This window comes from Kitasatospora sp. NPDC101155 (assembly GCF_044768305.1).
Classification (GTDB): domain Bacteria; phylum Actinomycetota; class Actinomycetes; order Streptomycetales; family Streptomycetaceae; genus Kitasatospora.
This window is the reverse complement of sequence record NZ_JBIWPN010000088.1, coordinates 1-18438: the sequence shown is the minus strand read 5'-3', so window position 1 is coordinate 18438 and position 18438 is coordinate 1. Positions and strand designations below refer to the sequence as shown.

At 70.2% G+C, this 18438-nt stretch carries 18 protein-coding genes and 1 pseudogene; 6 read left to right on the top strand and 13 right to left on the bottom strand.

Going from position 1 to position 18438, the window contains the following annotated elements:
• Positions 1-5 precede the first annotated feature (5 nt).
• The 3 genes from ACIRYZ_RS44705 to ACIRYZ_RS44695 all read right to left on the bottom strand — a co-directional run bounded on the left by ACIRYZ_RS44705 (position 6) and on the right by ACIRYZ_RS44695 (position 1457).
• A complete protein-coding gene (locus ACIRYZ_RS44705; RefSeq protein WP_402954901.1) occupies positions 6-530 on the bottom strand; it encodes a hypothetical protein in 525 nt (174 codons plus the stop codon).
• A 395-nt stretch (positions 531-925) separates the two neighbouring features.
• Positions 926-1216, bottom strand: coding sequence for a transposase family protein (locus ACIRYZ_RS44700; RefSeq protein WP_402954898.1), 291 nt, complete (start codon positions 1214-1216; stop codon positions 926-928).
• Positions 1217-1307: 91 nt separating this feature from the next.
• On the bottom strand, positions 1308-1457 hold the full coding sequence (locus tag ACIRYZ_RS44695) for a hypothetical protein (RefSeq protein ID WP_402954895.1): 150 nt from the start codon (positions 1455-1457) through the stop codon (positions 1308-1310).
• A gap of 144 nt (positions 1458-1601) precedes the next feature.
• On the opposite strand from ACIRYZ_RS44695, the gene ACIRYZ_RS44690 reads away from it, so the two are divergent.
• Together ACIRYZ_RS44690 and ACIRYZ_RS44685 are read left to right on the top strand one after the other, a co-directional pair.
• Positions 1602-4379: a toll/interleukin-1 receptor domain-containing protein gene (locus ACIRYZ_RS44690; protein WP_402954892.1), complete on the top strand. Its 2778-nt coding sequence runs from the start codon at positions 1602-1604 to the stop codon at positions 4377-4379.
• A 60-nt stretch (positions 4380-4439) separates the two neighbouring features.
• Positions 4440-4535, top strand: a pseudogene (locus tag ACIRYZ_RS44685) (IS5/IS1182 family transposase); the annotation flags it as partial.
• Between the two features lie 442 nt (positions 4536-4977).
• Here the strand turns inward: ACIRYZ_RS44685 and ACIRYZ_RS44680 are convergent.
• The 8 genes from ACIRYZ_RS44680 to ACIRYZ_RS44645 form a co-directional block, all read right to left on the bottom strand.
• On the bottom strand, positions 4978-5271 hold the full coding sequence (locus tag ACIRYZ_RS44680) for a TIR domain-containing protein (RefSeq protein WP_402954890.1): 294 nt from the start codon (positions 5269-5271) through the stop codon (positions 4978-4980).
• 99 nt (positions 5272-5370) lie between these two features.
• Positions 5371-6006, bottom strand: a complete 636-nt coding sequence (locus ACIRYZ_RS44675; RefSeq protein WP_402954887.1) for a hypothetical protein — start codon at positions 6004-6006, stop codon at positions 5371-5373.
• 586 nt (positions 6007-6592) lie between these two features.
• Positions 6593-6907 carry a hypothetical protein gene (locus tag ACIRYZ_RS44670; protein WP_402954884.1) on the bottom strand — a complete coding sequence of 105 codons (315 nt, stop codon included), beginning with the start codon at positions 6905-6907 and terminating at the stop codon, positions 6593-6595.
• A gap of 534 nt (positions 6908-7441) precedes the next feature.
• Positions 7442-8209 carry a 3-oxoacyl-ACP reductase gene (locus ACIRYZ_RS44665; protein WP_387627395.1) on the bottom strand — a complete coding sequence of 256 codons (768 nt, stop codon included), beginning with the start codon at positions 8207-8209 and terminating at the stop codon, positions 7442-7444.
• 5 nt (positions 8210-8214) lie between these two features.
• A complete protein-coding gene (locus ACIRYZ_RS44660) occupies positions 8215-9588 on the bottom strand; it encodes an aldehyde dehydrogenase family protein (protein ID WP_402954881.1) in 1374 nt (457 codons plus the stop codon).
• Positions 9585-10310, bottom strand: a complete 726-nt coding sequence (locus ACIRYZ_RS44655) for a gamma-glutamyl-gamma-aminobutyrate hydrolase family protein (RefSeq protein ID WP_402954878.1) — start codon at positions 10308-10310, stop codon at positions 9585-9587. The genes ACIRYZ_RS44660 and ACIRYZ_RS44655 overlap by 4 nt, the downstream gene beginning before the upstream one ends.
• A complete protein-coding gene (locus ACIRYZ_RS44650; RefSeq protein ID WP_402954875.1) occupies positions 10307-11665 on the bottom strand; it encodes a glutamine synthetase family protein in 1359 nt (452 codons plus the stop codon). The genes ACIRYZ_RS44655 and ACIRYZ_RS44650 overlap by 4 nt, the downstream gene beginning before the upstream one ends.
• On the bottom strand, positions 11662-13227 hold the full coding sequence (locus tag ACIRYZ_RS44645; protein WP_402954872.1) for an amino acid permease: 1566 nt from the start codon (positions 13225-13227) through the stop codon (positions 11662-11664). Before ACIRYZ_RS44645 ends, ACIRYZ_RS44650 begins: the two co-directional genes overlap by 4 nt.
• Before the next feature lie 213 nt (positions 13228-13440).
• Between ACIRYZ_RS44645 and ACIRYZ_RS44640 the strand changes: the two genes are divergently transcribed.
• Positions 13441-14190, top strand: a complete 750-nt coding sequence (locus ACIRYZ_RS44640) for a FadR/GntR family transcriptional regulator (RefSeq protein ID WP_402954869.1) — start codon at positions 13441-13443, stop codon at positions 14188-14190.
• A 270-nt stretch (positions 14191-14460) separates the two neighbouring features.
• Here the strand turns inward: ACIRYZ_RS44640 and ACIRYZ_RS44635 are convergent, their stop codons facing one another.
• Entirely contained in the window at positions 14461-14673 is a 213-nt protein-coding gene (locus ACIRYZ_RS44635; protein WP_145911193.1) for a cold-shock protein, read from the bottom strand.
• A 295-nt stretch (positions 14674-14968) separates the two neighbouring features.
• Entirely contained in the window at positions 14969-16162 is a 1194-nt protein-coding gene (locus ACIRYZ_RS44630) for a TIGR03364 family FAD-dependent oxidoreductase (RefSeq protein WP_402954865.1), read from the bottom strand.
• A gap of 162 nt (positions 16163-16324) precedes the next feature.
• Between ACIRYZ_RS44630 and ACIRYZ_RS44625 the strand changes: the two genes are divergently transcribed.
• From ACIRYZ_RS44625 to ACIRYZ_RS44615, 3 genes are all read left to right on the top strand, one after another.
• Entirely contained in the window at positions 16325-17086 is a 762-nt protein-coding gene (locus ACIRYZ_RS44625) for a GntR family transcriptional regulator (protein WP_402954862.1), read from the top strand.
• 4 nt (positions 17087-17090) lie between these two features.
• On the top strand, positions 17091-17780 hold the full coding sequence (locus ACIRYZ_RS44620; RefSeq protein ID WP_402954859.1) for a phosphonatase-like hydrolase: 690 nt from the start codon (positions 17091-17093) through the stop codon (positions 17778-17780).
• Positions 17781-18012: 232 nt separating this feature from the next.
• On the top strand, positions 18013-18360 hold the full coding sequence (locus tag ACIRYZ_RS44615) for an alkaline phosphatase family protein (protein ID WP_402954856.1): 348 nt from the start codon (positions 18013-18015) through the stop codon (positions 18358-18360).
• Positions 18361-18438: the final 78 nt, after the last annotated feature.

Below are 18438 nucleotides of genomic sequence, written 5' to 3'. Positions count from 1 at the left end.
AATCCTCAGGTCGCCCCGGGCACGCTTCCCCAGGAAGTCGACACGTGGGTGTCCTGCGATCCCCGCCCACGGGGATCGCAGGACACGGCAGGGACAGGTTCATGACCGAGGACAACACAAACGCCGCCGGGGATCTCGTGGCCGGACGCCGGGTTGAGTACCAGCGACCCGATGCGCTGGGCCGGGTCGGCGACGGTGTGCCTGGCCACCGGCAGGGTGAAGGTCCGACCGTCCTGTGGCCGGCTGTAGTCCATGGGAACGGTCAGTGTGGCGCACTGCAGCTCGCCGCACGGGGTCCAGTTCAACCTCTGGTGGTAGAAGGCCTGCAGGGCGGGCTGACCGGCCGGCTCGGTGGAAGGTGGCGCGGCCTGCGCCTGCGGGCCGGCCTGGCTGTTGGCGGAGTCCGGGGCATCCGGGGTGCAGCCGCTGAGGGTGACGGCGCCGACCGTGACCAGGGCCGCTGTCAGGATGCGGTAGCTCCGTATCCGCGCCCGATGTGAGTTCGCCGCCCTTGGGACCAATCCCTGCACTGCCTTGCTCCGTTCTGCTTCAGCTGCCGCTTCCTGCCGACGCCGCAGGAGCATCGCGGAGGGAGGCTGAGGATTTCATGAGGAGAGGCCGGGCGGCAGGTGTGGCTCTCCCTGGCCGCCGTACGTCTACTGGTGGTCGAGGACAACGATGATCTGCGGTTCACCGTGGCCGCGGCACTCCGTGGTGAGGTCCGGCTGTCGACGGGGCGGCGGGTCTCGATGTCGACCAGGACCGTGGCGTGGACGTGGCCCTTGCGCAGGGCGAACTCGTCGACGCCAAGAACGCGCGGCACCGCGTGCGCCGGATCCGGCAGGGCGCGTATCAGCCGCAGGAGCGTGGAACGGCTCACGGAGCACGGTCTGCAGGCCCTGGCTCCGCCGTCCGTGACGGAAGGTCAGCCCGCCTGCTCGACGAACGTGGCCCGGGGGCAAACTCGTTCACAGCAGCGGAACTGGCGGACCCGTAGCTCGACCACCACCCGACGCCAGCCCGCCGCCCTGTCTTCCAACCGCCGCACGTAGCTGCTGTGCACCCGGGTCGAGACGGTTCCGCACGACGGACAGCCCGCCTCGCCGCCAGTTGTGGCGGAGAGGACGGTCACTCGGTCGGCGCGGATGGTCAGGGTGTTGACCGCGACGTCAGTGGTCCGGTTAAGCCAGAGGTTTTGGAGGAGATCGTCAGCCACGACCGTTCATGATCGCGGGTCTGGTGACGCTCCGTGGCTGTGGCACGGAAAGTAATCCAGAACCCCCACTGCTGCGCCGCCGCATTCTCCTTCAGTGACAACCACATCCGACGGAGACGCGCGTCGCCAGTTCGACGTAGAGCTCCCGGGCGGCGTCCCGCTCACGGTCCGCCGGTGCCCACGTTCCGCTGACCTCCCCGACGAACGGGAGCGACAGCTTGACGCTGGCCTGCTTCGGCATCAACCCCCCGCTGCGGCGATACTTGCGCCCGAATCACTGCCTCAGTGTCACGTCTTCCGAACCTCCCCCGGACCCCGACTCCTCGTGCCAAGCTAGGAGCCATTCCCAAGCGTACAAGCAGTCAGGGAAGGTCGGGGGGCGGTCTTGGACCGGGATGTCTTCATCTCGTACAGCCACAAGAGTGACATCGCAGTGGCCGAGGCGCTTGAGGACGGGCTACGCGGCGTGGCGCGCACCTGGTGGACATTCCGCCCCGGTGCGAAGGTCTTCCGGGACACCACGAGTCTTGCCGCCAGCAGTGACCTCGGCGGCGCCATCAAGGAAGCGTTGGCGAGTTCACGCTATTTCATCTACCTGGCTTCCCCCGCGGCCGCTCAATCCAAGTGGGTGCGCGAGGAGATCAGCTACTGGCGTGAGCACCACTCTATGGACACGTTTCTGATCGGGCTCAGCGACGGCTCCATCGAATGGGACAGGGACCGCGGGGACTTCGACTGGGAGCGGACCACCGCGCTTCCGCGAGAGCTGAGCGGCGTGTTCCGCGCGGAGCCCCTGTGGGTGGATCTGCGGAAGAACCGCCAGGCTGCCACCTTCTCCATGGCACCCGGCAGCACCTTCCGGGACGCCGTGGTCACTCTCGCCGCGCCGTTGCACGGCGTGAGCAAGGACGAGCTGGACAGCAAGGACCTGCAACTCCAGCGCAGGGCGGCGCGAGTCCGGCGAGCGATGGTTTCCGGTCTCTGCGTCCTGCTGGCCATTGCGCTCACCGCCGGCGTCATCGCCTGGCTGAACGCCAACGAGGCGGTCAGGCAGCGGAACCTGGCGCAGGAACGTGCCACCATCGCCACCGCGCGGCTGCTCGCGGCGACGGCAGTCAATGACTCCCCGGACGATTCGGCCCGCGCTCAGCTATTGGCCGGCGAGGCCTACCGCCTCCGGGACGACCCTCAGACCATCGCGGCGCTGTTCCAGACCGTCAACGACAACCCCAATCTGGTCCGCCAGCACACGCTCGCCGCACCGGTCAGCGCCCTGGCGGCGGCTGCTGGCGGGATGGCCCTTGCCGGCACCGCCGACGGCCAGTTGATCCGCTGGGACCCGGCCACCGACAGCAGCACCGTGGTGCGACTGGGCGACCAGCCGGTGACGGCGGTGGCGATCAGCGACGACGGCGCGGTGGCCGCGGCGACCGACGGCCGGCACGCAGTGCTCTGGCACCCGGGCTCGGCACCGGTCCCCCTGCAGATCGAACAGCCCGGGCGGGTGGCGGTCTCGACACAGGGCACCACGGCCGCGGTGCTGACCTCGCCGGACGCGATAAAAGACACGGGCGGTGTGCAACACCTGGCCACCTTCGACCCGTCGACGGGGGCCCAGCGCCGGAGCGTCGACCTCGCGAATCTGTATTGGGACGGGGTCGGCATACCCGACGAACAGACGGTCGCGGTGACCAACGGTTCGGGTCTCTGGCAGCGCCTGCGGCTTTCCGACCTGGCCGTCACTGTCCGCCAGGAGCAAGCACAGGTCAACATCGGCATCTCCGCGATCTCGGACGACGGCTCCTCCGTCGCCTCCCTAGGCGGCGGTTGGGCGTTCGTCTTCGGCACGGCCAGCAACCAGGCTGTTGCGCGCTACTCCACCGTCTCCGGTCCGTACACCCCGACTGTCTTCGCGATCCGCCGGGACGGCAACGAGATCGCCTCGGGAGGCGGCGGGCAGTTGTGGGTAGCCGATGTGACGGCGGGTCAGACCGACAACCGCAACTACACCGAGCTGCTCGGTGCCGGTGGGGCCGACCGCGTGGTGTTCATCGGCAACTCGGGTCGGCTCATCACCGGCAAGGGCACCACGCTGTCGGTGTGGGATCCCGCTCAACGGCCCAGACTGCGGCTGAACACCGACGGCCTCCAGGTCCCCGACACCTCCAGGTCCAGTCGTCCCACCCAGATGGCCGTGTCACCCGATGGTCAGCGCGCCCTGCTGGTCGGTGGATTCGGGGACGTGAAGCTGCACGACCTCAACGGCGGGCCAGGTCCGGGCACGGCCATCACCAGCCCCCAGAAGGACGTCTTCCCCGCCTGGCTGTCCGACGGCACACCGGCCCTGATCGGGAAGGTGGGCTGCGGCCTCTACGCAGTGCGGGGCACCGGCACCCAGATGCTGCTGGAGGGCCAAGGGGTGGCGAACGTCGCGGCGCGGCTTACCCCGGACGGACGGGACCTGATCTGCGTCAGCGAGTACGGCGGAATGACGGTACGCCGGGTGAGCGACGGGATGTACGTCTATGACTCACCCGGTCCGAACAAGAAACTGACGGAAGACTCCGACACCGTTGGTGTGGCCGCGATCAGCGAAGACGGCCGGTACGCGGCCTGGATCGCCGGACAGGACGACGGCGGAGGCCGGCTGACCGTGGCGGACAGCCAGGAACGCAAGACCGTGACCGTGTCCGGTGCATCGCACACGGTCGGATTTGCCGGTGATCGACTGGTCGTAACCCATCCTGACAGTTCGTTGGATGTCCGGGACCCGTCCGGGGCCCTGATCCGAACTGTCCACGCCAGCAGCGAACTTGCACGCCCGATGAGCTGGGTACCCGGCACTCCGTTCATCGGTCAGATACGCAACGACGGCACGGTGGCCGTGATCGACGTCGACACCGGAACGATCCTGGGAACGCTCCGACTACCGGCCGCCAGCACCTGGGCCAGCGCGAGGTGGGAGGCCACCGCCATCGTCGGAGTGCGCTCGACCGGCGAGTTGCTGACCGCCACCCCAGCCGGATCCGTGGTCCGCTGGGCAGCCAGCGAACGCTCCTGGCTCGACCTCGCCTGCCACTTCGCCGGCCGGGACCTGCGGCCCGAGGAGTGGCGGGAGGTCACCGGGTTCAACCCCCCGGGCAACCTCAGTTGTCACAGGTGAGCCGTCAGCCGGGGGTCGGGTCCGAAACGGCTCCCACCACCAGACCTGTCGCGGCGGCCCAAAACGGGCCCGGGCCCGGTCGACCGCGCCCGGCCGGGCTCGAAACACCACGTGATCACCGACGACCAGGGCGGCGGCGCTGCCAGCGCGTTGACGCGGCCGGTGGCCTCGGCGAACGAGCCCCGGGCCGCCTGGAGCGCGGCCAGTTTCGCGATCCCGTGGGAATGCATCGAGGCCGGCATGTTCAACACCGCGTCCGCGACGTGCAGATCGGCCACCCCGATACCACGGTAGGCGATCCTGGTCGCCGTGACCCTCCCGAACACCGTAGCCAGGAGGCGGTGCGGGACGTCCGGCCGACCGGCGGGCGCGGGCTCGTCGGTGCTCTGCTGCCGCTGGCAATGACGATCCCGCGGCTCACGTCGTTGGCGCTGCCGACGGCCACGATATTGCCGCGCGGATCGGCCGTGACCGTCGTTGACAGGCCCCGGGGGAGAGCATCCGTCACCTCCCAGTCGAAATCTCCCCGTTCGTCGTCCCACCGGATCGTCCCGTCGGTCAGCGCGATGATGAATGTGTCGTTCGGCTTGTTGCCCCGTCAGAACTCGATCTCCTCACGCACCCATTTGGAGTCCGCAGCGGCCGGAGACGCGAGCAGCAGGAAGAATCGTGCCTCGGTGAGCGCCTGCTTGATCGAACTTCCCAGGGAACTCGACGCGGACAGGTCCGTCTGATCACGGAATACCGTCAACGCGCGTGTCCGAAAGACCTTCTTGGCAAGCCGCGAAAGGCCACGCTGAATGGCCGGAGCGAGCCGGGAGTCGGCCGCCCTGCTGTAGGAGATGAAGACGTCGATCCGGTTGCGGTCCTGCTCCTTGCCGAGCCCTCCCAAAGCCGCCTCCCACCCGATCCCCGTCGTACTCGGCGCCGGTGCTGAGCTGTTCGACCGGCTTCCTCGTCCTAGCCCATGGGATTCGCACCACATACCGCCCTAAGGGTTGGTACCCGCCGGGCTGCCGCTGTTGTCCGGCTGGTTGACGGGACTTCGCGGCGTCGGCACGTGCCTGATCAAGGCCTCGGCTTCACGGACGCCGGCAAGGCGTGCGAACCCGCTTGCGTAGCCGTGGATATTGCGCTGCACACGCTGCAGGTCGGCCCGGCAAGCGGCGTTGTCGGCCCAATCGGACTCTCGGCTGTCGGGATGGGACAGTTCGAATTCCCTCAGCCGAGGGTGCCATTGGGACAGGAACGGCCTCAGCTCGCGGTTCAGCATGGTGATCGCGAGGTACTCGACCGTCTGGCCACCCGGAACTGCTGCAGAGGGGCGGGTGGCCTTCAACGTCTCGCGTGTCGTGGCGAACAGCCCGTACATCGAGGTGAGAGCCTCTCTGACGACTCCCTCGTCGCCGGCCAGTGGCTGGGTGGACACACGAGTCACCGTCTCGATGAACATCTGCCAGGCGACTTGGCGGGCATCGTTGTTGACCGCGAAGGTGAGCTCGCTCAACTGCGGGATGGTGACCTTCACCTCCGTGAGGCGTGCAGAGCGCTGGTACCGCTCCGAAGCCACGACAACCACCGCACCCACCACGGCCCCTGTAAGAGCGAACAGGACGCGGTTGGTCACTTGCGTGAGGCTGTGGACAGCCAACCCGACGGCCGCGCCCACGACTGACGCCCCAACGAGTCGTACCGCCGCCTTGCTCACGGCCTTCCCCTCGCGGCCCTGTCGGCCATCGGGCCGCGCGAACGGCTCCATCATCCGCCCCCCATTGGGTTCCTCAGCCGGGTGGGCACGGGCAGGTGCGCTGCACTGCCCGGCCCCATCGGGTGAGAAGAACATATCGCCAAGAGTGATCGAGCAAGGGCAAAGCGCAGGAATCCCTTCTTGCGACGGTGCGGCAAGGTGGCAGGCTCGCCACCGCGCACGCGGGGTCTCGGGGTGCGGGAGGCGTATCCGCGGGCGGGCGCGGGGGCGGTGCGCGCTCTGCTGCCGCTGGTGCGCCGGATCAGGCAGGGGCCGTCCGTGGTCGCAGTGCGTCTGCCGAATCTTGAAGAAGCGCCGGTCGGGCTGGACCCATGGCCTCGCACCACACGTCGTAAACACGGGTGATCGGCCAGGGGGACGGGCCTGCCCGGCGCGTTAGGCCGATCGAGCCGGGCATCAGGTGGCGGTAGATCTTGAACGTGATGTCGACGCTCCGGTGGCCCACCTACTCTGCCACGTCGGTGATCGGGATGTTGTTCGCGAGGCAGTTCGACGCGAAGAAGTGCCGCAGACCGTGGACGACCATGCCGTCGGGGATGTCGACTTCGCCGAACTCCTTGATCTTCTGCCACTGTTCGGTGATGACCCACCCCCCGAAGGGGCGCGAGATATCCCTGGTGCTGGGCAGAAGGTACCCGTCGTCCGTAGTGCCGCACGTGTGGGCGCACCACTCGATGCTGCGTTTCACCGAAGCCGGCAGGGGGACGTCGCGGTAGTCACCCTCCTTGCGGTGCTTGAGGCGCGCGTAGCTCTTGGTCACCTGGTTGACCTGTTCGTGGACCCGGTAGACGTCGTCCGCGACCCCATGCCGCGGATGAGCTGGATGGTCGCCGTGATCGGTTCGCGCTCCTCGGAGTCTTGCTGACATTTCGCTGACTCCGCAGGGTCCATCAGGCCCCTGAGCTAGGGAGAACCGTCACGCGATCGCCGCAGACCCGCTGATCGACCTGGCCAAGACCGACTACTACTCCCTCGGCCGAGGTGAGCCGGAACGCAGCGCGCTGTTCGAAGGCTACGGGCCGCTTCCCGCCGACGCCGTCGAGCGGCTCGAACTCTACCGGCTCTACCACGCGCTCGAGTGTGGGACTGGTTCCGTTCGATCGGCACGGTCGGGCCCTTGGGTGGCATCGCCGATGACATCGCCCGGCTGGCAGGTTAGGCAGCCCGGTGCACCAGGGCGGCCTCGTTCGGGCGGTCCGGAGCGAACCGGTTGAAGCACCCTGGCCAGGCTCCGGCTCGCCCGCCCCTGTCACGGGGGGGGCGAGCCGTCGGTGTCCTCCGGGGGTGGGCTCCGCTACTGCGGCGTCACGTAGGCGCCGGAGATGCCGCCGTCCACGAGGAAGGTGTTGGCGGTCATGAAGGACGAGTCGTCGGAGGCGAGGAAGGCCACCGCTGCGGCGATCTCCTCGGGCTCGGCGAAGCGGCCGAGCGGGATGTGGACCAGTCGACGGGCCGCCCGCTCCGGGTCCTTGGCGAACAGTTCCTGCAGCAGCGGGGTGTTCACCGGGCCGGGGCAGAGCGCGTTGACCCGGATGCCCTCGCGGGCGAACTGCACGCCCAGCTCGCGGGACATGGCCAGCACTCCGCCCTTGGAGGCGCTGTAGGAGATCTGCGAGGTGGCGGCGCCCATCACCGCGACGAACGAGGCGGTGTTGATGATCGACCCCTTGCCCTGGCGCTGCATGTGCGGGATCGCGTACTTGCAGCACAGGTAGACGCTGGTCAGATTGACCTCCTGGACCCGCTTCCAGGCGTCCAGGCCGGTGGTGAGGATGGAGTCGTCGTCCGGCGGCGAGATGCCCGCGTTGTTGAAGGCGATGTCGAGCCGGCCGTACTCGTCGACGACCCGCTGGAAGAGGTCGCGCACCGCCTGCTCGTCGGTGACGTCGGCCTCGATGAAGAGGCCGCCGACCTCGTTCGCGGCCTTGGCGCCGGTCTCCGCGTCGAGGTCGACGCAGACCACCTTGGCGCCCTCGGCGGCGAAGCGGCGGGCGGTCGCCAGGCCGATGCCGCTGCCTGCGCCGGTGATGACGGCCACCCGGCCGTCGAGTCGCTGGGTCATGCTGATCACTCCTCCGTGGAGATGAAGACGTTCTTGGTCTGGGTGAAGGCGTCGAGGGCGTCCGGACCGAGCTCGCGACCGAGGCCGGACTGCTTGAAGCCGCCGAACGGCGTGGTGTAGCGCACCGAGGAGTGCGAGTTGACGGACAGGTTGCCGGCGTCCACGCCGCGCGAGACCCGCAGTGCGCGCCCGACGTCCCTGGTCCAGATGGAGCCGGACAGCCCGTACTCGGTGGCGTTGGCGATGCGCAGGGCGTCCTGTTCGTCGCGGAACGGGACGACCGCGACGACCGGGCCGAAGATCTCCTCGGTGAAGACGCGGTCGTCGTGCCGCACGGGCGCGAGGACGGTCGGCGGGTACCAGAAGCCGGGCCCGTCGGGGGCGCTGCCGCGGAAGGCGACGGCCGACCCGTCCGGGACGTAGGAGGCGACCCGCTCCCGGTGGGCGGCGGAGATCAGCGGTCCCATCTCGGTCTTCTCGTCGCCCGGGTCACCGACCCGCACGCCGCGGACGGCCGGCTCCAGGAGCGCCAGGAAGTCGTCGAACACGGACGCCTCGACCAGGATCCGGGAGCGGGCGCAGCAGTCCTGGCCGGCGTTGTCGAAGACCGCGTACGGGGCCGTCGCGGCGGCCTTGGCGAGGTCGGCGTCGGCGAAGACGATGTTGGCGCTCTTGCCGCCGAGTTCGAGGGTGACGGGCTTCACCTGGGCGGCGCAGCCCGCCATGATCTCCTTGCCGACCCGGGTCGAGCCGGTGAACACCACCTTGCGCACGTCGGGGTGGGTGACGAAGCGCTGTCCGACGACCGGGCCGCGGCCGGGCAGGATCTGCAGCACGCCTTCCGGAATCCCGGCCTGGAGGGCGAGTTCGCCGAGGCGCAGGGCGGTGAGCGGGGTGAGTTCGGCCGGTTTGACGATGACGGTGTTGCCGGCGGCCAGCGCCGGGGCCAGGGCCCAGGCGGCGATCGGCATCGGGAAGTTCCACGGCACGATGACCCCGACCACGCCGATCGGTTCCTGGAAGGTGACATCGATGCCGCCGGACACCGGGATCTGTCGGCCGAACAGCCGCTCGGGCGCTGCGGCGTAGTACTCGATGACGTCACGCGCGTTGCCGGCCTCCCAGCGTGCGTTGCCGATGGTGTGGCCGGCGTTGGCGACCTCCAGGGCAGCAAGGTGCTCGCGGTCGGCGTCGACGGCGGCGGCGAAGGAGCGCAGCAGCCGTGCTCGGTCGGCGGGTGCCACCCGGCGCCAGGTGTCGAAAGCGGCGTGGGCCCGGGCGACGGCGGCATCGGTTTCGGCGAGGCCGGCCAGTTCGACGGTGGTGATCACCTCCTCGGTGGCGGGGTTGACGACCTCGAAGAGGTCCGGTTCGGTCATGGAGCTGTCTCCCTGTGCATGGAGGTGGTCTGACTGGCGGTGACGAGCGCGCGGAGGACCCGCATGTCGTCCGGGTCGGTCTCGGGGTGCCACTGGACGCCCAATGCGAAGCGGTGGCCGGGAAGTTCGAGCGCCTCGACGACGCCGTCCGCGCTCCAGGCGGTGACCCGCAGACCGGTGCCGAGCCGGTCGACGGCCTGGTGGTGGTAGCAGGAGACCTCGGCAGCCGCCCCCAGGACGGCGGCGAGCCGACTGCCGTCCACCAGGCCGACCCGGTGGCGGACGAAGCGGGCGGGAACGATCTGGTGGCTCTCGTCGGGCAGGTGCTGGAGGAGGGTGCCGCCGAGCTCGACGTTGAGCAGCTGCATGCCGCGGCAGATGCCGAGCACCGGCAGGTCCCGGGCCAGGGCGGTGCCCAGGAGCCGACTCTCCCAGTCGTCGCGGGCGTGGTGGGGCGGGCCGGTGCGTGCATCGGCGGTCGCCTCGTACCGAGCCGGGTCGATGTCCGGTCCGCCGGCGAGGACGAGCCCGTCCAGGGCGTCGAGCAGGTGGTCGGCCCCGCCGGGTTGCGGTGGCAGCAGCACCGGGGTGCCGCCCGCCCGGACGACGGCGTCGACGTACGTCTGGGGCACGAGGGAGGCGCGCTGGTTCCAGACGGACCAGCCGGCGTCGTCCTGGTAGCTGGTGATGCCGATCAGCGGTCGGCGGTCGGCGCGGTTCACAGCCGCTCGAATCCGCGGCGCCGCTCCCAGTCGGTCACCGCCCGCTCGTAGGAGGCCAGTTCGGTGCGTCCGGCGTGGGTGTAGTGCCGGACGACGTCCTTGCCGAAGGCCTCGGTGGCGACTGCGCTGCGTTCGAAGGCGTCGACCGCGTCGCGCAGGGTGGCGGGCACCCGGGGCGCGGCGGAGGCGTACGCGTTGCCGGTGAACTCCGGTTCGAGTTCGAGCTGTTGCTCGACGCCGTGCAGTCCGGCCGCGATCAGGGCGGCGACCGCGAGGTACGGGTTGACGTCGCCGCCGGGGACGCGGTTCTCGAAGCGCAGTGAAGGGCCGTGACCGACCACGCGCAGGGCGCAGGTGCGGTTGTCGCGGCCCCAGGCAATGGCGGTGGGTGCGAAGCTGCCGGGCACGTAGCGCTTGTAGGAGTTGACGGTGGGTGCGAGCAGCAGGGCGAAGTCGGCCAGGCAGGCGAGCTGTCCGGCGAGGAAGTGCTCCATGGTGCGGGAGAAGCCGTGCGGACGGTCACCGGCGAACACCGGGGCGCCCTGCTCGTCGCGCAGGCTCAGATGGATGTGGCAGGAGTTGCCCTCGCGTTCGTCGTACTTCGCCATGAACGTGAGGCTGCAGCCCTCCTGGGCGGCGATCTCCTTGGCACCGGTCTTGTAGACGACGTGGTTGTCGCAGGTGGTGAGGGCGTCGGCGTACTTGAAGGCGATCTCGTGCTGGCCGAGGTTGCACTCGCCCTTGGCGGACTCGACGGTGAGGCCGGCGCCGGCCATGCCGTTGCGGAGCCGGCGCAGCAGGGGTTCGATCCGGCCGGTGCCGAGGATGGAGTAGTCGACGTTGTACTGGTTGGCCGGGGTGAGGCGGGTGTAGTCCTTGTCCCAGGCCTGTTCGTAGCTGTCCCGGAAGACGATGAACTCCAGCTCGGTGGCGGCCTGGGCCTGCCAGCCGTAGCCGGCCAGCCGGTCCAGCTGGCGCTGCAGGACCTGCCGCGGGGAGACGGCCACCGGGGTGCCGTCGTGGTGGACGACGTCGCACTGGACCATGACGGTGGCGGGGTGCCAGGGGACGGACCGCAGGGTGGCCAGGTCGGGGCGCAACGTCAGGTCACCGTAGCCGTTCTCCCAGGACGAGATCTCGTACCCGTCGACGGTGTTCATGTCGATGTCGACGGCCAGCAGGTAGCCGCAGCCCTCCGCGGCGCCGGGCACCACGTCGTCGAGGAAGTACTCGGCGGCGACGCGCTTGCCCTGGAGGCGCCCCTGCATGTCGGTCATGGCGAGCACGACGGTGTCGACGGACCCGTCGGCGACGCGGGCGCGCAGTTCGTCGAGGGTGAGCCGGGGGGTGGTCATCGGGTCTCCAGTTCGGTGTCCGGGGCGTCGGGGGCCTTCGGCTCGGCGTTGACGTGGGGCCCGGTGAACCAGTGGCGGGCGGAGGCCAGCCACCACAGGCCGGCGAAGCCCAGCACGACGGCCACGGCGACGGGGGTGTAGTTGAAGCTCTCGGCGGTGATCGGGCTGGCGGTGGGGAGCATGAACAGGACGGTGATCACCGCCGTCCAGCCGACCGCGACGATGCCTATCGGCCGGCTCCAGCGGCCCAGGTGCCAGGGGCCGCGCGGGAAGTCCTCGCCCTGACGCAGCCGCAGGTACACCGGGATGACGTAGGAGATGTAGAGGCCGATGACGGAGATGGAGGTCACGGCGGTGTAGGCGGTGGAGTTCCAGAGCGCGGGCAGTCCGAGCAGCAGGGCGCCGCCGGTCGCCAGCCAGACGGCGTTGGTCGGGGTCTGGGTGCGCGGGGAGATCCGGTGCCACAGGCGGGAACCGGGGAGCGCGCCGTCGCGGGAGAAGGCGTAGATCATGCGGGAGTTGGCGGTGACGGAGGCCATGCCGCAGAAGAACTGGGCGCCGATGACGATGAGCAGGAGCAGCTGGGCGCCGCCGTCGCCGATCGCGTCGATGAAGATCTGCGCCGGCGGGACCTGGGTGTTGCTGTTGAGCGCGCCGTCGTAGTCGCGGATGGCGAAGGTGATGCCGAGCAGCAGGATCCAGCCCGCCACCAGGGAGACGGTGATGGCGTTGACGATGCCCCGGGGGCCTGAGCGGGCGGCGTCGTGGGTCTCCTCGGTCATGTGCGCGGAGGCGTCGTAGCCGGTGAGGGTGTACTGGGCCATCAGCAGGCCGAGCATCGCGACGTAGAACTGGTTGTGGAAACCGGTGTTGTCGACGAACTCGGTGAGGACGAAGGAGACGGAGGCGTGCCGCTCGGGGAGGAACGCCAGCGCGCCGACGATGATCGCGACGCCGATCAGGTGCCACCACACGGACACGCTGTTGAGGACCGCGACCAGGCGCACCCCGAAGGTGTTGAGCAGGCCGTGCACCACCAGGATGACCGCGAAGATCTCCATGGTGTGCGCGGGGCTGGCCTCGACGCCGAAGCGGAGCGTCAGGAAGGCGTTGGTGAAGAACGCGGCACCGTAGTCGACGCTCGCGGTCACCGCGACCTGGCCGAGGAAGTTGAACCAGCCGGTGAACCAGCTCCAGGCCGGGCCGCGGGTGCGGGTCAGCTTGGCGGACCAGTAGTAGAGCCCGCCGGCCGTCGGGTAGCTGGAACAGATCTCGGCCATCGCCAGGCCGACGCAGAGCGTGAGGAGGCCGACCACCGGCCAGCCCCAGATGATCATCGCGGGGCCGCCGGTGTTCATCCCCGTCCCGTACAGGGTCAGGCAGCCGGACAGGATGGAGACGATGGAGAAGGAGACGGCGAAGTTGGAGAACCCGGACATCGAGCGGGCCAGCTCCTGGGTGTAGCCCAGCTCGCGGAGCCGTTGTTCGTCGGCGGAAACGGGGGCGGTGTTCGCCGGAAACACGTCGGGGGCAGGGTGGTCGGGTGAGCGTGCGTCGGTCATGGGCACCCCTGGGGGTTGAGGGTGTGCCGGGGAGCACGCGGCCACGACGGCGTGGCGCGGTCGCCCCGACGAGTTCGACGGTCGGACGGCTCTTCAATGGCCTGGAATCAGTCCATTGGGTGGGTGAGCAGCATCGTTCCGGCTGGATCGGGGCCGCGTCAAGAGCGAGGAGGGAACGAGTCCGGGGAACCCGTTCATAGGTACGATTCCGGCGTGGACGTGGACGAAACACGTGAGCAGGCGCGCCTCGACTGGCAGGCCGGGGCGATCTTCCGCCCGGTCCGGACCGGCAACGCCTTCGAGGAGACCGTCGAGAGGCTGCTCCAGGCGATCAAGCTCGGCGTCTTCGACCTCGGCGACCGACTGCCCGCCGAACGGGATCTCGCCGGCCGGCTCGGCGTCAGCCGGGAGACCCTGCGCGAGGCGCTCCGCACGCTGCAGCAGGCCGGCTGTGTCGAACCCCGCCGCGGCCGGTACGGCGGCACCTTCGTCACCTACCGTCTGCCCGCACCGGACGTCGCCGACCTGCGCCGCGCGGCCCGCGACCTCGGCGGCGCGCTGGAGGACGCGCTGACCTACCGCCAGGTGCTGGAGGTCGGCGCCGCCGAGGCGGCCGCCCGTCGCCCGCTCTCCCCCGACCAGCGGGCCCACCTGGAGAGCCGGCTGACCGACCTGGAGGGAGCCCCGCCGGAGCAGTACCGCCAGCTGGACTCGCGCTTCCACCTCGCCATCGGCGAGCTCACCGGCTCCCCCACCCTTGCCACGGCCATCGCCGAGGCCAGGATGCGTCTCAACGACCTGCTCAACGCCATCCCCATGCTGGACCGGAACATCGAGCACGCCGCCGAGCAGCACCGGGCGATGGTCCGGGCGATCCTCGCCGGCGACGGTGACGCCGCCCGACGCGCCACCGAGGAACACCTCGCCGCTACGGCCGCACTGCTGCGGGGCTTCCTGGCCTGAGGCTCCCCCCGGACCTCGCATGCGTGGCGACGACCCAGACGCGACGAGGCGCGGCCTCGGCGCATCTGACGAGAAGTCGGTCAATCCTGTCCTGAAGGCGCGAGGCCAGGAGCCGGCGAGCGACATCCCGGCGCAGGAGGATCCCCAGCGCCCTGGATCCCGGTGCACGGCCACACCCGCGACACCGGCCCCGGCCGGACCGGGGCAAGGCCGTCGAGCCGGGGCCCCGGTCGGCCGGGCCGAAGTCACCGCCCACCGGTGCGGCGATCGCTACCCCACGACCTGGACCTTGTCGGCCTGCATCCCCTTCTGGCCCTGGACGGCCTCGAAGGTGACCTTCTGACCCTCGACCAGCGACTTGAAACCGCCCCCCTCGATCGCTCGGAAGTGTACGAAGAGGTCAGGGCCCGACTCCGGGGTGATGAAGCCGTAGCCCTTCTCGTCGTTGAACCACTTCACGGTGCCGTTCTGGCGCTCGGCCATGTGTTCTGTCCTTTGCGTTCGGGTCGCACTGACCCCGAGATCCTCTCACGCAGGGAGTCGATTCCAGCACGGAAGGTGACGATGGCGGACCGGGTGCCGCCATTGGAGGTGGCGTCACACCGCAGCACCGCAAGATTCGGCCACTGTCGTTGGCCACTTGTACAGTCAAGTGGCCAACTTGGTTCCCCTTTCGGGACGGGCCGCAACCCGAACGGGGCCGCCCGGTGGCGCCAGCCACCGGGCGGCCCCGGACGAGCGGATCAGGAGGTCAGGCAGCTCGGGCGAGCCCGGCCGGTCAGGCGGTCGGGGCGAGCGTGCCGTCGAAGGTGGCGGCCGCGAGGCCGAAGGACAGCGTCATGCCGATGCCCGAGGTGACCGAGATCGCCCGGACCCCCGGTGCCAGGTCGCGCACCAGCAGCGGGCCGCGGGGGCTGCTGGCGTAGACACCCTGCCAGCGTTCGAGGATCCGCAGGCGCTCGACGCCCAGGACCTCGGCGACGGCCCCGATCAGCAGCTCATAGGTGCGCTCGTCGATGAACGGCGGCGTGGTGGCGTCGTAGTGGTGCGAGTCTCCGACCAGCACGGCGCCGTCCGGGAGCCTGGTGAACATCACGTTGGCGCCGATCTCCAGCAGCTCCGCGCTGTGCCCGAGCACCTCCTCCCGCAGCCCGGCGGCCGACGGGCGGGAGGTGAAGGCGTCGTAGCGGAGCATCGAAGTGGCCGTCAGCACCGCGGAGTCGGTGCGGAAGCCGGCCGGGGCCTCGGCCCGTGCCATGGTGAGCCGGCAGCGCTGGACCCCGTGGTCCTCCGCGATGTCGGGGAACAGGTAGTCCAGGTCGTGGCCGACGCAGATCAGGATCCGGTCACCGTGGACCTGGCCGCGGGTGGTGTGCACCGTCCCGGATTCGACGCCGGTGACGGCGGTGCCCCACAGGATCCGGCCCTGCGGCTGCTCGACCACCCAGCGGGCCAGGCCGGGCGCCGCCTCGCGCGGGTTCACCCGCAGGTCGGCGGGCAGCAGCGCGCCGCCCACCAGGTCGCCGGCCGCGCCGTCCGCGCGGCCCAGCAGCGCGGCCGTCTGCGCGGCGGTGCGCAGCTCGACGGCGTCGCCGCCGCGCTCGGCGCGCAGTTCCTCCAGGACGGCCGCCTCGGTCGCCGACCGGGCGACCACCAGGGTGCCGGCCTCCGCGGCCCAGATGCCGGCGGCCTCGGCGGCGCGCAGCCAGCCGGGCCGGGAACGCTGGGCGAGGGCGAGCAGTTCGCCGTCCTGGGCGCTGATGCAGCAGTGGCCGAAGTTGCGGACCGAGGCGCCGACGGGCCGCCGGTCGCGGTCGACGACGGTGACGGACAGCCCCTTGCTCAGCGCTTCGAAGGCGTGGGCCAGGCCGATGATGCCGGCCCCGACGATCACCACGTCGCTACGGCCGGGCGCGGCGGGGGTGTGCGTACGGGATTCGGCGGGGGCGGTGGTGGGCGTGCTGCTGCTCATGGCTCCAGGTTCCGGGTTGGTGGGCGTCGAGGTCAAGAGATGTATGTACAAGTTACCGCTTGTTCATCCGCTCGACGAACGCAGGGGACGGACGGCCGTCCGGGGAAACCCGCAGGTGATCCCGCCTTGAGAAGTTCCGCCCCCGAGTGTCATAGTCGGCTTGTGAAGACAAGTGATGAGCTTCCTCTCCACCAACGGCTCGGCGCCGAGTTCCAGCGCCGCATCGAGTCCGGCGAGTGGCCCGAGGGCGAGCCGGTGCCCAGCGAGTCGCAGCTCTGCGCCGAGTTCGGGACCTCCCGCGGCCCGGTCCGCCAGGCCCTGGCCATGCTGCGCCGTGAGGGCAGCCTGGTCGGCGGGCGCGGGAAACCGCCGGTCGCCCGCCGCTCGGCCCCCTCCCAGCCGTTCGGCACCTTCCTGTCCTTCACCCAGTGGGCCCGCAGCATCGGCCGCGAGCCCGGGCAGACGACCGTCGAGGTGGCCCGCCGCCGGGCGACCCCGGAGGCGGCGGCCCGGCTCGGCCTCACCGAGGGCGAACCGGTCGTCGAACTGGTCCGGCTGCGACTGCTGGACGGCGTTCCGGCCATGCTGGAGCGCTCCACCTTCGTCCACGAGGTCGGCCGGATCCTGTTCGACTTCGACCCGGACAGCGGGTCCGTCTACGAGGAGCTGCTGCGCCGCGAGGTCGACCTGCACCACGCCCGGCACACCATCGACGCCGTCGCCGCCGAACCGGGCGACGCCGAGCTCCTGCATGTCGCCGTCGGCGCCCCGCTGCTGCGCGTACGGCGGCTCACCACGTCGAGCCAGGGCGTGCCGCTGGAGGACGCGGACGACCGCTACCTGCCCGCCATGTCCACCTTCACCATCGAGAACACCATCAACGGCCGTACCGTCATCGGCCGCTACCGCACCGAAGAGGACTGACATCGTGATCGAGCTCGCCGCCCTGGACATGGCCGGGACCACCATCAACGAGGACGGTGCCGTCTACCGGGCCCTGCGCACCGCCGTCGAGCGCACCGGGGTGCCGGTCGCCGAGGCCGACCTCCAGACCTGGATGGGCACCGACAAGCGCGAGGCCATCGCCGCCCTGGTCCGCCTCGGCGGCGGCACCCCGACCCCGGAACTCGTCGAGGACGGCTACACGGCCTTCCGCGAGTTCCTGCGCGAGGCCTACCGGACCACTCCCCCGCAAGCCATCCCCGGCGTCGAGGAGGCCCTGGCCGAGCTGCGCCGACGCGGCATCAAGGTGGCCCTGACCACCGGCTTCAGCGACGACGTCGCGTACCCGCTGCTGGAGTCGCTCGGCTGGTCCACGGGCGAGGGCGGCAATCTCGACGCGGTCGTCACCTCGGACGAGGTCCCGCGCGGGCGTCCGGCGCCGCACATGATCCACCGGGCGATGGAGAAGACCGGGGTCATCGACACCCGTCGGGTGCTGGCGGCCGGCGACACCGTCGTGGACGTCGAGGCCGGTGCCAACGCCGGGGCCGGTGTGGTGATCGGCGTCCTGACCGGGGAGCTCACCCGCGACGACTTCGAGGGGCACCCGCACACCCACGTGCTGGACAGCGTCGCCGACATCCCGTCGCTTCCGGAGGCCCGGCCCGCCGTCTGATCCGACCGTCGTAGCAGCCGCCGGGGGTGCGTCCCGCCCCGGCGGCTTCCGCGTGTCCGCACCCTGATCGCGCCGTGGTCCGGGCCCCGATCCGCCCGGCCGCCAGGCCATGTCCGCGTCATCGCTCGGACCGGAGGCGTTCACTGCACGAGGGTGGTCCCGGTGCGCCCGCGCTCCTCAAACTTGTCCAGCCAAGTCGGGAAACAACTTGTCAAGACAAGAGGAGCCCCTCGTGACCCCCGTCTCCCGCCGCTCGTTCATGGGTCTCGCCGCGGCCGCCGCCGGCGCGACCGCCGCGTTCTCCGTCCTCCCCGAGTGCCTGCAGAAGGCCCTCGCCGCCCCGGCGGTCACCGGCACCATCAACGACGTCCAGCACGTCCTGATCTTCATGCAGGAGAACCGCGCCTTCGACCACTACTACGGCACGATGAACGCTGTCCGGGGCTTCGGCGACCGGAACGCGATCAACCTGCCCAGCGGCAAGTCCGTTTTCTACCAGCCGTATTCGAACTCCGACGGCTACATCCTGCCGTTCCGGATGGACACCGCAACCGGCACCAGCTCTGACCTGACCTCCTAATGCTGTTGTCAAGCCATCGCTGTGACGGACGGTTCTTCTTCGTAGCACCGTCCGTCACGGATGAGGGCCCACAGGACA

Coding starts and splice junctions, on each gene's coding strand:
- ACIRYZ_RS44695 (WP_402954895.1), bottom strand. CDS start 1,457: ATGCCGAAGCAGGCCAGCGTCAAGCTGTCGCTCCCGTTCGTCGGGGAG.
- ACIRYZ_RS44665 (WP_387627395.1), bottom strand. CDS start 8,209: ATGACCCAGCGACTCGACGGCCGGGTGGCCGTCATCACCGGCGCAGGC.
- ACIRYZ_RS44660 (WP_402954881.1), bottom strand. CDS start 9,588: ATGACCGAACCGGACCTCTTCGAGGTCGTCAACCCCGCCACCGAGGAG.
- ACIRYZ_RS44650 (WP_402954875.1), bottom strand. CDS start 11,665: ATGACCACCCCCCGGCTCACCCTCGACGAACTGCGCGCCCGCGTCGCC.
- ACIRYZ_RS44645 (WP_402954872.1), bottom strand. CDS start 13,227: ATGACCGACGCACGCTCACCCGACCACCCTGCCCCCGACGTGTTTCCG.
- ACIRYZ_RS44635 (WP_145911193.1), bottom strand. CDS start 14,673: ATGGCCGAGCGCCAGAACGGCACCGTGAAGTGGTTCAACGACGAGAAG.
- ACIRYZ_RS44630 (WP_402954865.1), bottom strand. CDS start 16,162: ATGAGCAGCAGCACGCCCACCACCGCCCCCGCCGAATCCCGTACGCAC.